Annotated in this window: 13 protein-coding genes; 8 read left to right on the forward strand and 5 right to left on the reverse strand. The window is 68.7% G+C overall.

Annotated elements, in window-relative coordinates; genetic code table 11:
* Window positions 1–58: 58 nt before the first annotated feature.
* The 3 genes from BIV03_RS00910 to BIV03_RS00920 form a co-directional block, all read right to left on the reverse strand.
* Window positions 59–745 carry an SDR family NAD(P)-dependent oxidoreductase gene (locus tag BIV03_RS00910; protein ID WP_071294273.1) on the reverse strand — a complete coding sequence of 229 codons (687 nt, stop codon included), beginning with the start codon at window positions 743–745 and terminating at the stop codon, window positions 59–61.
* A 75-nt stretch (window positions 746–820) separates the two neighbouring features.
* Window positions 821–1141 (reverse strand): hypothetical protein, encoded by a 321-nt coding sequence (locus BIV03_RS00915; RefSeq protein WP_071294274.1) that lies wholly within the window; start codon window positions 1139–1141, stop codon window positions 821–823.
* Window positions 1142–1152: 11 nt separating this feature from the next.
* Window positions 1153–1584, reverse strand: a complete 432-nt coding sequence (locus tag BIV03_RS00920; RefSeq protein ID WP_071294275.1) for an Hsp20/alpha crystallin family protein — start codon at window positions 1582–1584, stop codon at window positions 1153–1155.
* Between the two features lie 277 nt (window positions 1585–1861).
* On the opposite strand from BIV03_RS00920, the gene BIV03_RS00925 reads away from it, so the two are divergent.
* The 4 genes from BIV03_RS00925 to BIV03_RS00940 all read left to right on the forward strand — a co-directional run bounded on the left by BIV03_RS00925 (window position 1862) and on the right by BIV03_RS00940 (window position 3712).
* Window positions 1862–2044, forward strand: a complete 183-nt coding sequence (locus BIV03_RS00925; RefSeq protein ID WP_070417401.1) for a hypothetical protein — start codon at window positions 1862–1864, stop codon at window positions 2042–2044.
* Between the two features lie 46 nt (window positions 2045–2090).
* Entirely contained in the window at window positions 2091–2648 is a 558-nt protein-coding gene (locus BIV03_RS00930; RefSeq protein ID WP_070417400.1) for a MarR family winged helix-turn-helix transcriptional regulator, read from the forward strand.
* A gap of 68 nt (window positions 2649–2716) precedes the next feature.
* Window positions 2717–3325: a TetR/AcrR family transcriptional regulator gene (locus tag BIV03_RS00935; RefSeq protein ID WP_071294276.1), complete on the forward strand. Its 609-nt coding sequence runs from the start codon at window positions 2717–2719 to the stop codon at window positions 3323–3325.
* A gap of 75 nt (window positions 3326–3400) precedes the next feature.
* On the forward strand, window positions 3401–3712 hold the full coding sequence (locus tag BIV03_RS00940; protein WP_070417398.1) for a YciI-like protein: 312 nt from the start codon (window positions 3401–3403) through the stop codon (window positions 3710–3712).
* Between the two features lie 29 nt (window positions 3713–3741).
* Here BIV03_RS00940 and BIV03_RS00945 read toward each other — a convergent pair whose 3' ends face one another.
* Together BIV03_RS00945 and BIV03_RS00950 are read right to left on the reverse strand one after the other, a co-directional pair.
* Window positions 3742–4215, reverse strand: coding sequence for a hypothetical protein (locus BIV03_RS00945; protein WP_139201811.1), 474 nt, complete (start codon window positions 4213–4215; stop codon window positions 3742–3744).
* A 68-nt stretch (window positions 4216–4283) separates the two neighbouring features.
* Entirely contained in the window at window positions 4284–4838 is a 555-nt protein-coding gene (locus tag BIV03_RS00950) for a TetR/AcrR family transcriptional regulator (RefSeq protein WP_070417396.1), read from the reverse strand.
* Window positions 4839–4902: 64 nt separating this feature from the next.
* On the opposite strand from BIV03_RS00950, the gene BIV03_RS00955 reads away from it, so the two are divergent.
* The 4 genes from BIV03_RS00955 to BIV03_RS00970 all read left to right on the forward strand — a co-directional run bounded on the left by BIV03_RS00955 (window position 4903) and on the right by BIV03_RS00970 (window position 12292).
* Window positions 4903–5646, forward strand: coding sequence for an NADH(P)-binding protein (locus BIV03_RS00955; RefSeq protein WP_071294278.1), 744 nt, complete (start codon window positions 4903–4905; stop codon window positions 5644–5646).
* A gap of 177 nt (window positions 5647–5823) precedes the next feature.
* Window positions 5824–7107: an SGNH/GDSL hydrolase family protein gene (locus tag BIV03_RS00960; protein ID WP_083403109.1), complete on the forward strand. Its 1284-nt coding sequence runs from the start codon at window positions 5824–5826 to the stop codon at window positions 7105–7107.
* 192 nt (window positions 7108–7299) lie between these two features.
* The gene (locus tag BIV03_RS00965; protein ID WP_071294280.1) at window positions 7300–11673 is read left to right on the forward strand and encodes an RHS repeat-associated core domain-containing protein; all 4374 of its coding nucleotides are present in this window, start codon (window positions 7300–7302) and stop codon (window positions 11671–11673) included.
* Window positions 11674–11950: 277 nt separating this feature from the next.
* Window positions 11951–12292 (forward strand): hypothetical protein, encoded by a 342-nt coding sequence (locus BIV03_RS00970; RefSeq protein WP_071294281.1) that lies wholly within the window; start codon window positions 11951–11953, stop codon window positions 12290–12292.
* Window positions 12293–12363: the final 71 nt, after the last annotated feature.

The following is a 12363-nucleotide window of genomic DNA, read 5'->3' on the forward strand; positions in this document are numbered from 1 at the left end:
GCCCGCACCGCGCCTCCAGGCCCGCAGGTCGCACCGGTCTGCCGGACCCGCCCGTCGGTCAGATGGTGATCTGGCCCAGCACGCGGTGGGCGATCGAGATCGACTCACCGGACACCACCGACAGCGGCGACGCGAGGAACGCGACGAGGTCGGCGATCTGCTGCGGGCTGGAGTCGCCGGGGCCACCGGGGCGGACCTCGGTGCTGGGGGTGTCCGTCACCAGCCCCGGGTTGACGACGTTCACCGTGACACCGGAGCCGGCGGCCTCGTCGGCGAGGTTCTTCGCGATGACGCTCACCGCGGTGTTGCGGAGCGATGCGGTGATGTTGCCCGACAGGTAGGCGTTCTGTCCGCTGACCACGACGACGCGCCCGAACCCGGCCTCGCGCTGGGCCGGCAGCACCGCGTTGGCGACGCGGAGGAACCCGAGTGCCTTGCCGTCGATCGCGGTGAGGACCTGCTCGGGGTCGGACTTCTTCGCCGGGTCGAGGGTGCCGGCGCTCGGGGCCGCGGTGACGACGAGGGCGTCGATGCGGCCGTGCTGCTCGAGCACCCGCGCGACTCCGGCTTCGACGGAGGCCTGGTCGGCGGTGTCGATCGCGACGCTGTCGGGGGAGTCGCCGGCGCTGCGGGAGGCCACGACGACGGTCGCCCCCTCGGCCCGGAGTCGATCGGCGACGGCGGCGCCGATGTACCCCTTCCCTCCGACAACGAGCGCGACACGGTTCTGCAGTTCGAGGTCCACGACGTCACGCTACGCCCGGAACGCCTCGGGCTCGGCACACGTCGTGCACCGAGCCCGAGGCGTCCGTCGGTTCGATCAGCTGCGGTGGCCGCTCCCGCCGACCGTCAGGAGCGCGCCGGTGTCGGTCTCGTCCGCACGCGGCGGCTCGAACAGGCCCGAGTACGCCCGGACGGCGCTCCATCCCGCGATGAGCAGGACGGTGCCCGCGACGGCGGCGACCCACGGCACCACGGCCCACCGGTCCCAGAGCGACGGGACGGCCAGCCACGTCAGGAAGTTCCCCGCGAGGCCGCCCGTCGCCCCGAGCAGGACCGCGGTCCGTCGGTCGAGACTGGACAGCGCGAGCGCGACCGTCACGGCGGCGATCGCGGCCAGGGCGTTGACGAGGTCGAACACGGCTGCCGCTCCTACTCCCCGCTGCCGACGGCGAGCTGCTCGCGTCCGCCACCCGTCGTGACGGCGATCTTGCGCGGCTTCGCCGACTCCTTCACGGGGATCGTGACGCTCAGGACGCCGTTGTCGTAGCCGGCCGTGATGCGCTCGGCGTCGAGGCCGTCGCCGAGCGTCAGCTGACGGACGTACGTGCCCGGCTGGCGCTCTCGGGTGAGCCACTGCGAGCCCTCGGGAGCGCCGAGGGTGCGCTCGGCGCGGATGGTCAGGACCGAGCCGTCCACGTCGATGTCGACGGAACCCGGGTCGATGCCGGGCAGATCGACGTCGAGGACGTAGTGGTCACCCGTGCGGTAGAGGTCCATCGGCATCGAGCGGGGGCCCGCGGTGCCGAGGAGGGAGCCGGCGAGACGGTCCAGCTCGCGGAACGGATCGAAGTTCATCGTCATCGGTGTCAACTCCTTCGTGTCTGGTGTTGAGTCCCCTCGACTCAACTGCGACATTTTTTAGCACTCAAGCCTGGCGAGTGCCAAAAGAACGCTCGGAATCCGCTCGGAGCCGGGGATCCGCGGCGACGGCGAATGACAGTGATGTAGTTCGGATGGGCTGACTGTTCAGTGCGTGAACCGTACAGAACACGAATTGTTCGTTTTGCTGATCGTTCACGTTGTGAAAGACTTCGGGCGTCCGATGGGGACAGCAACGACGACGAGGGGCGGTATCGCAATGCACAGCACGTACACCGGGATGCCGCGACAGGCACGGCTCGGCGGCACCCACACGCGCGTCGGTCTGACCGACCCCGCGATCATCGACGCCTACGTCGAGCGCCGCATCCAGGACCCGTCGCTCCTGTCCGGTCGCTCCGAACCGTCCTACGCCGACTTCTTCTCGGTCCCGGCGGCGTAGGCCCCGCACCCCCGATCCGCACCAGGCAGAGAGCACACCCGACCAGATGCCGTTGACCGTCGTCCGCCGTGAGCACATGCACCTCTACGCCCGGGAACCCCGGTCGCGTGCCGCGAAGGGCGCCGTGGACGCGCTCCTCCGCCTGCAGCACGCCGAGGAACAGCAGCTCGAACAGGCACGGTCGGAGAGCGGTCTCACCAAGAACGAGTTCCTCGCCGTCCGGTACATGCTCCAGGCGCACCGGGACGGCCGGGCGATGGGGCCCAAGGACCTCGCCGTCATGCTCAACGTCTCGAACGCGTCGGTGACGAAGATCGTCGACGGGCTCGTCGAGAAGGGCGACCTCGTCCGCGCCCCGCACCCCACCGACCGTCGGGCACAGGTGCTCGAGCCCACGGTGCAGGCGGCGAAGAAGATCGACGCGTCCTACGCACGCTTCCACGAAGCCGTGGTCGAGGTGATGGACCACCTGTCCTCCGAGGAGAACGACGTCCTCGCCCGCTGCCTCGTCCAGATCACCGAGGCCCTCGTCGGTGGCGCGCCAGCTCCCGTCGACGAGTACACGGTCGACCCGGACGGCGACGCGGAGCCGTACGACTCCTGAACCGGGCGGTCCGTGACGGCGCCGAGCCGCGCCTCCCGGAAAAAACCTTCCAGCGGTAAGTTGGGCGCATGACGCACCCTGCCGACGACGACGCGGCCCTGCCGCGACGCGGCTACCGCAAGGGTGCCGAACGACGGACGCAGATCCTCGACGAGACGATCCGCATGGTCGCCGAGCAGGGTGTCGACGCGTCCTCGCTGCGATCCGTCGCCGACGCCCTCGGGATCACCCACGCGGCGCTGCGGCACTACTTCCCGAGCCGCGACGAACTGCTGCTCGCGGTCTACCGCGAGCACGAGGTCCGCGAGCAGGGGGCACCGGACCGGATGAAGTCCGCGATCGGGGACATGCGGGAGAGCGCCTCGCGGAATCGCGCGGTCCCGGGGCTGGTGCAGCTGTACACGACCCTGGCGGCCGATGCCGTGCAGGAGGGGCACCCCGCCACGCGGGAGTTCATGCGGGAACGGTTCACCCGGCTGCGGGCGGACCTGGCGGAGTTGATCGAGGCGGACCAGGCGTCCGGGCGGATCCGGGCCGACCTGGACCCCGTCGACCTGGCGTCCCTGAGCATCGCGGCGTCGGACGGACTGCAGGTGCAGTGGCTGCTCGACCCCGACGCGGTCGACGGCGAGCGGGTGCTGCGGTTGCTCGAGCAGATCGTGCCGCCGGCGGGCTGACCGGACCCGCCGGTCCTGCCACACTCGTGTCAGCGGGGCCGTGGGTCCCGCTGACGACCGGATCGGAGCAGGACCATGCACGCCGTACTCGAGTACACCTACGTCGACGACTACCTCGAGCGCCGAGATGCGTTCCGCCAGCAGCACCTCCGGGCGGCCTGGGCTGCGGCGGAGCGCGGCGAGCTGCTCCTCGGCGGTGCGGTCGGCGAGGGGACCGGACCGTTCACCGCGCTGATCGTCTTCGTCGGCGACGACGCGCTCGGGCGTGCGCGGGCGTTCGCGGCGACGGACCCGTACGTGACCGGGGGACTCGTGACGTCGTGGACCGCGCGACCGTGGACGACCGTGGTGGGCGATCTCGCGGCGGGACCGGTCCGCCCCGACTGAGGCTCTCGGGAACCGGCGACGTCGTCGGGTCAGCCGTAGCCCTCGTCGGTCAGGCGCCAGCCGGCCGGCGTGTGGCGGAAGCAGAACTGCCACCCGGGGAGCACGCCGGGTTCGGCGCCCGTCATGTTCGTCTCGGTGACGTCGACCGGGATGCACTCCTCCGCCGCCCGGCCCGTCTCCTTCGCGCTCAGTCGCGAGACCGCCCCGATGTGCCGGTAGCCGAGCAGGTCGGGGTGGTCGTCGAACCACGAGGACGGGGTCCGTCCGCCGCACCAGGCCGTGTCCGAGCCGCCGCTGTCGTCGGTGAGGGCCTCGGTGACAGCACAGTCGTGGGCCTTCGCGGCGCGGAGGTAGACGCGGAGGACCTGTTCGGAGGACGCGCTCGCGGGCGGGAGTCGCGCGGCCACGGTCTGCGCGTGCGTCACCGACAGCACCGTCGCCGTGCCGGCCGCCACGAGCACGGCGGCGACCACCCCTCCGAGCACGAGCCGACGTCTCCCCACGGCGCTCATCCTGGCAGGGGGTGGACCCGCCGATCGCCCGGTGCAGCTGCGAGTGGGTGAGGGCGCGTTCAGTTGCGCGGCAGCCCTGCGACGTACGCGCCGAGCACCGCTCGGTCGTCCACGGGCGCGACCCCCGCGACGCGGTAGAGGAGCAGTGCATCGACGAGTCCGACGAGGTCGACCGCGGATCGCCGGGGGTCGTCGACGCCGATGCGGTCGAGCAGGTCCTCCGCCGTGGCGAGCAGCGCGGCGCGCACCGGGTCGGCGCCGGTGAGGGGTGCGCGGAGCGCTTCGTCGTCCCGGAGCTCCAGGAGGAGGGCCAGGCGAGCGGCTTGCGCCTCCGCCCGCTCTGCGAGGCCCTGGAGGAACGTGGCGGCGACCTCGACGACCGTCGCGTCGTCGAGTGGCTCGGGGAGACGCAACGCGCCCAGCTCCGTCGACAGCTGCTCCGTGATGCGCGCGACGACGAGCGCGGTCAGTTCGCGCCGCGTCGACGCGTAGTACGAGGTCGATCCGGCAGGCACGCCGGCCTCGGTGTCGACTGCCCGGTGCGTCAGGGCTCGGACCCCACCGCGAGCGGTGAGCCGTACTCCCGCGTCCGCCAGGTCCTCGCGTCGCCCCATGCTCTTCCCCTCTCGCCTCTACCATCGTAGTGTTCTCTACGGATGTAGAGCCGAAGGGGGCAGGATGCGGGTTGCAGTGGTCGGAGGCGGGATCTCCGGAGTCGCGATCGAGGCAGCGCTGGGGGCACACGGCTGCTCGGTCACGAGGTTGTCCCGGTCATCGGGGTTCGACGTGCTCGCGGACGACGCGGTCGATCGGCTGGCGTCGGTCCGGCCGGAGGTCGTCGTCGAGGCGACCGGGCGGTTCACGACGAGTCGGCGGCGTGCGACGGACTTCTTCACGCGCTCGACGGCGGTGGTCGGTGCGGCGGCCGAACGGTCCGGGGCGCGACACGTGCTGCTGTCCATCCTCAACTGCACCAGGTCCGAGGTGCAGGGCTACGGGTACTTCGCCGGCAAGACTGCACAGGAGCGGGCAGCGGGAGCGGCGGGCCGGGGCGCCACGATCGTCCGTTCGGCCCAGTGGTTCGAGTTCGCCGCGCAGAACCTCGAGCGGTTGCGCGTCGGGCCGATCGCGCTCGTGCCGCGGATGACCATCGCTCCGGTGTCGCTCGAAGCGGTGGCGACGGTGGTCGCCGAGGTCGCGACGGGCCGGCGGTCCGCGCCGGTCGTGGAGGTCGCCGGGCCCGAGACGACGTCCCTGTGGGCGATGACGACGGCGCTGCCGCATCCGGGCGTGGTGCCCGTCCCGATGCCGATCCCGGGCCGGACGGGCCGGGCGTTCCGTGACGGTGCACTCCTGCCCGCGGACGACGTCGAGGTGATCGGCCCGACCTTCGATGAGTGGCTCGCAGCTCGCGACCGGTAGCGCTCGCCCGACCGAACGGTCCGGTCGTCATCTCTAGGCGGGGCGTTGCCCCGTTCCTCTGCGTGTCACGCGAACGGGGAGCAGAAGGTGAGCTTGTTTCTGCCCTAGCGTAGGCGGGGGTGCGATCGATGCGCCCGTATCTGTCGCGGCGCATGGGGCGTCCGGAGGGGGACGAACATGCGCACGACCCGTGGCCACCGCTCTGCCGTGATCACGGCGGCCACTGCCGTCCTCGCGGTCATCGGTGCGCTCCTACCGGGCGGTGTGCAGGCCGCTCCGTCGCCCGGCAACGACGCGCTGCGTGGTGTGCGGTACGCCGCGTACGGTCACTCGTTCGGACAGGTCCAACTCGGTTCCGATTCGGTGCCGAGCCGGATGTACCCGTCCATGGTCCGGACGAGCCTCGGCGCGGATCCGACGCTCTGGTCGAACGAGACCATCAGCGGGGCCTCGACGGCGCAGATCCTCGACCGCGCGCGCTCGACGTGGAACCGCGGCGACTACGGGGTCGTCTCGTACCTCGGGAACCAGAACGACGTCGGCCGCCACGTGCCCGAGGCCACGTTCAAGGCGAACGTCCGGGGCTTCATCGACTGGGTGCGGGGAACCGGGCCGTTCCCACCCACGATCGTCATCGTGCTCGACACGCCGTCGACGACGAAGGGCTACGCGTGGTACCCGTCACCTCCGACCGACGCTGACGTCGTCCGGTACAACCGCTACCTCCGCAGCGTCGTCGCGGCGTACCCGAAGGATGGATCGGTCATCATCGCCGATGCCTTCACCGGATGGAACAAGGCGACGATGATCGGGCCCGACGGGCAGCACCCGAACGACGTCGGGCAGGCGCACATCACGGAGACGATCACCTCAGCACTGAGCGGGGTGCGGCTCCGTGAGGGGCAGAACGTCCTGACGCCGGCGCCGGCGGTTCGCTACGACTCGTTCAACCGGCCCGACATGATCACCGGGCTCGGCAAGGACCTGCACGGCTGGTCCTACTCCACGGTCGGCGGAGTGAAGTACGGCATCTCTGCTGGCCGTGCCTACCGAGCCAGCAGCGGGGCCGTTCGTGAATCCGCGGCCACCGTCGACACGAAGAAGGCTGCGGTCGACATCAGCCTCACCATGACGGCGATCTCCTCGAAGGGTGCGGGGCCGGTGTGGCGACTGAGCAGCGCCAAGGACTACTTCGTGCTCGACGTCCACGGGTCGGGCAAGGGCAACGCGAAGGTCTACAAGCGGGTCAACGGGCGGTTCATCCAGATCGGTAAGGCACTGAGCCGCGAGGTCAAGCCGGGGTCGACCGTGCGGGTCAGGGCCGACGGCGCGAAGATCAAGGTCTACGTCGACGGTCCCGCCGTGTACTCCAGCGCGGACAGCTTCAACGGGTCCGCCACGAGGAGCGGTGTCCGGATCACCGACACTCGAGCTCGGCTCGACGACCTCGTGATCCGGTAGGGCCGGAGCCCTATCGGTTCGGACGCGGAACTTTCTACCCCCTGTAGTGGGGGAGCAGTGGTGAGGGATGCTCCGTAGCGTTCTGTGTGGTTGCACAGTGCCGTCATGGGGGCGGATTCGCTGGTGGTGACCTGTTGAGGGGTTCTGCGCGTGTTCGCGACGTCGCCGTTGTCTGTTCGTTCTCGTTGGGTCGTGCTGGCCGTCGTCACGCTGGTGGCGCTGCTGGGGTCGTTGTTGGCGGTGGTCTCGCCACCTGCTCCGGCGCAGGCGTTCGCGACGGGTACGGGTGGGCAGTTCGTGCCGATGCCGACCAACGCCAGGATCTTCGACGGCGCCACGCCTGCCGGGTCGTCGACGACGGTGCCGGTAGCCGGGGTGAAGGGGATCCCCGCTGACGGTGTCGGCGCGATCAGTGTGCTGGCGACGGTCGCGGACGCGAACGGCACCGGGCAGCTGAAGGGTCGAGCGGAGTCGAGCGACGGGCCGACGCTGCTGATGATCTACGGCAGCGGAGTGGCGGGGAACACGTCGAACACGTCGTTGCTCGCGGTCGGGGACGACGGATCCATCCGGATCGACACGACGACTGCGCAGTCGCGGGTGATCCTGGACGTGACCGGCTACTACACGTCCACGGCGAACGGTGTCGGCGCTGGCGGGTTCGTTCCGCTGTCCGGGACCCGGATCGCGAACACGGCGGACGGCACGAACGTGCGGCAGGGTGCCCTGTCGGGTGGGGACAGCATCACGTTCCAGGTCACCGGCAAGGGTGGCGTTCCGACGAACGCGGCCGCGGTGGCGGTCAGTGTCGTGGTGCAGAACACCGGCGGTGGTGCCGGGTGGGTGCGTCCGTCGCCGTCCGATGGACCCAAGAGCACAGGGTCGTTGAACTACCCGTCGACGAAGCTGACCACGGCGATGAGCGCGCAGGTCGCAGTCGGCTCCGATGGGAAGATCACGATCGACAACGCTCCCGACGGTGGCACGGTGCAGATCCAGGTCGACGTGCAGGGGTACTTCGTTCCCAGCAATCCGGGTGGCGGGTTCACTCCGGGAACGGGCCGCATCGTCGACACCCGCACGTCCTCGAGCGTCGGGGCGAATGCGTCGGTCGCGGTGCAGGTCGCGGGAGTTGCTGGGATCGGGACGGTCGAGGGTGGCCTGTCGGCGGTCGCGGTGACGGTCACGGCGATCCACTCGGGCACGACCGGCGGGTACGCGAAGGCATGGGCGGACGGTTCCTCCGAGCCCACCGGGGCGGTCATCGGGTACGCGCCGACGTCGTCGATCCGGACGACGACGGCGATCCTGCCCGTGGGGTCGAACGGGAAGGTGCGGATCCAGAACGTTTCCTCGGGGACCACGGACTTCGTGCTCGACCTGCAGGGCACCTACAACTGGCTGCCGGGCGGACCCGTGTCGACGAACGTCACCGGGCAGCGGACGTCCTCGACGACGTTGCCGTTCCCGATCTCGGACCAGACCAACGCAAGCGTCGACGTCGGCACAGGTAACCTGCTGGTCACCACCAGTGCGCTGACGCTGCCGGGTGTGACGCAGAGCACGACGATCGGTGCTGCGTACAACTCGCGGTCGACGACGACGGCGAACAGCAACACGATGGAAGCGAACCGGTGGCAGTACGCCCTCGCGGGTGCGGGGGACCTGTCGGCGAACGCTGCGGGTGTGGTCTACACGGACGCGGTCGGGACGGCGTGGCAGTTCAAGCCCACCGGGACCGCTGGTGCGTTCACGTCCCCGCCGGGCCTGCAGATGACGTTGGCGCGGGTCGCGAACGCGGACACGCGGGAGTACACGCTGACGTCGTGGACGACGAACCAGGTCATCCACTTCACCCTCGGCGGCCAGCCCAAGTCGGTCAACGACCGCAACGGCAACCAGGTCAGCTTCAACGTGGCGGCGGACAAGTTCTCGCTCGGCACCCTGGTCTCCACTGCCGGCACCGATGGCGCGAAGACGGCGAACGTGTCGTACGCGAACGGGAAGACGACGTTCACGCAGACCTCCGGCTCGTCGTCGCGGAGTGTTTCGTGGACGAAGAACGCCGCGGGTGACATCACGACGTACACGGACGCGACCGGAGCGACGACCACGTTCGGGTACACGAGCGGGGACCTCACCTCGATCACCGCACCGACCGGCGGGGTGACCTCGTTCACGTACGACTCCAACAAGCGGGTCACGAAGGTGTCGCAGGCGAACACCACCGCCGGATCCCCGGGTACCGCGGTGACCCGGTTCGCGTACACGGACGGTGACACCACGCAGGTCGCCGACCCCCGCTCTGACCAGGCTCAGCCCGTCGCGACCGCGGACCACACCACATACACGCTCGACGCGAACGACCTCGTCTTGAAGACGGTCGACGCGGCAGGGCGTGAACGGTCGAAGACGTACAACGCGGCGAACAACGGTGTCGCCAAGTCGACGATCGGTGCGGCCGGCGACAGTGGGACGGGAACGACGTCGAATGAGTACGGCAAGAACCAGAGCCAGTCGCTGACGAAGTCCACCACCGGCTCGGGCTCCTCGAGCTCCGCGGAGTACGGGTCGGGATCTGCGACTGCGTACCTGCCGTCCAAGGTCACTGACAGCTCCGGCAAGAGCACAACCATCGGCTACGACGGTGTCGGGAACCAGACGTCATCGCAGTCCGGGTCGGACTCGAGCGTCCAAGCCAAGGTGGCGTACAACGACGACGGCACAGTGAAGAGTGCAACGGCGCCGGGCAACGGATCGAACTCGACCACGTACACGTACGACGGCAACAAGCAGCTGTCGAAGATCACCCCGCCCACTGGCACAAGCCTGGGCGTGAAGACCTACACGTACGATGCGTTCGGCCGGGTCGCGACCGAAACCGACGGACGTGGGAACACGACCACCTACGGGTACGACAAGGCCGACCGGAACACCACCACCGCGTTCAGCGACGGCACGGCGACGGTCACCAACGTCTACGACGGCAACGGCAACCAGACCAGCCAGACCTCCGCCCCGGGCACGATCACCAACACGTACGACCAGCGCAACCGGCTCATCTCCACGGTGAACACTGCCGGTGGCGGGACCGTGTCCTACGGGTACGACCTCGCCGGCAACATCGCGCAGGTGACCGACTCCACCGGCACTGTCTCCCACACATACGACGCGTCCGAGGTCCTCACCGCGACGACATACCCGACGAGCTCCGGTACGGCGAAGCAGATCTACCTCACCGACCCGCAGGGCCGCCGCACCGACACCTGGCTCGGCGCCGACACGTCGGCGACGCCCGGTGTTGCTCCGACGACCTGGAGCGCACACCAGAAGCTGTCCTACGACAAGTCCGGCAAGGTCACCAAGGTGCAGGCCTGGGCCGCCGAGGAGGACCCGCAGCTCGTGGTCGACACCGACTACTGCTACATGGCGTCCACCACTGCTCCGACCTGCACGGTGTCGACGGCGAACGACCGCACGAAGCTGCAGTGGGCGAAGGACAACATCACCGGGCAGGTGACCAACTACGCGTACAAGAACACCGACGGCACCCCGAGCAGGCACCTCACCGGGATCACCCAGACCGGCGGCACCAACCCGACGAACTGGACGTACACGTACGACGACGCCGGCAACCGCACCGAAGCCAAGGCAACCAACGCTGCCACCGACGCGGTCATCAGCGACCAGAAGCTGACCTACAACGCCGCCTCGCAGATCACCACCGACGGGTACTCCTACGACGGAACCGGCAACCTCACCAAGGCGCCGGGCGAGACGTACACGTACAACGGCGCGCAGCAGCTGACCTCCTCGACGAAGGACGGGGTGACCACCAATTACGAGTACGCCGGCGCCGACATGAACAAGCTGCTCACGCAGTCCACGGACGGAAGTGCGGAGTACGACTACACGTATGGCACCACCGACCAGAACGGCGTCCCCGTGATCGCCACCCGCGAGCAGATCGGCACCGGTACCGCATCGGTCGTGTCCGACCCGGTGACCGGGCAGCCGCTGGATCTCCGCACCAGCGACGGCGTCACCAGCCTCTACGTCCTCGATGGCATTGGGAACCCGACCACGTCGATCGCCGACACCGGCAAGATCGCGTACCAAGTCTCCTACGACGCCTATGGCGCCGAGGCCGTCACCAAGGGAGGGAGCAGCACGCAGTGGCAGCAGAACCCCTACGGGTACAAGACCGGCCTCCGCGCCAGCAACAGCGATAGCGGGCTCACGAAGTTCGGGTACCGCTGGTTCTCTGCAACAACCGGATCGTGGGCAGAACGAGACACGCTCGATGTACCGCTCGACCCGGGCAACGCGAACCGCTATGCGTTTGTCGGCTGCGACCCCGTTAATGGAGCTGACCCGTCAGGCCAAGCTCTATTGAGCTCCGCTGCTTGCGATGCGGGGAAAAAGACTGCTGACATTGGCATCCTTGGAGGGGCGACTGCAGCAGTAGCCGGGGCTATCACGGCTAACCCCTTTGTCGTCGGTCTCGGCCTAGGTGCAGCACTCGGCGGCGCCGCCGTAACTGTCGCACTAGACTTTGCATGCTAACAACTCGTAGAGGGACTTCAAATGACGTGGGCTTTGATCTTAGCAGTTGTAGCCACCTGTGTTTCCTCGCTGCTCCTCTTCCTCCTTCGCCCTAGCCTTCGGGAAAAGAGGCAAGGAACGCTCCGGGTCCTTCAAGTTTTAGTGATTGCGTTTGCGACCACTGCCGCAGTTCTTGCAATAATGGATTTCATTAGTCGTTAATTGTAATGGACCAAGTTCATCAAGGCCGCGAGCGAATTCGGAGCGGTAGCGGGCGGCGATCGCAGCGGATGGTCCGGTGCCGTTCAACCTGCCCGTGATCCTGAAGGGAATCGGCCGGACGGGGGAGATCCTGCTGTGGCGCGGGTGGGAGGTCGAATCGATCGACGCGTACGGGGCCGGGTTCCTGCGTCCACCATCCTTCGTCAACGAGGACGACGAGTACGAGGACATGGAGATGCTTTGGTCGACTCTAACCGTCGAGTACACGCTCGGCGGCTATCCCGTCCTCACCGAGTACCCGCCGCTCAGCCTCGCCGACGTACTGACCGAGAGCGACCGCCTGCAGGCGATCGAGGCGTACCGGTGGCCCGCGAGCGTGCCGAACGGCGCTGTGCCAGGCGGGCCGTCACGTGCATGACGAAACCCTAATCTGACATAAGATATATTATCGGCTACCCGGGATCACGATTTTCCTGGCGACCGTGAGGC

Source organism: Curtobacterium sp. MCBA15_016, from assembly GCF_001865105.1.
GTDB lineage: Bacteria > Actinomycetota > Actinomycetes > Actinomycetales > Microbacteriaceae > Curtobacterium.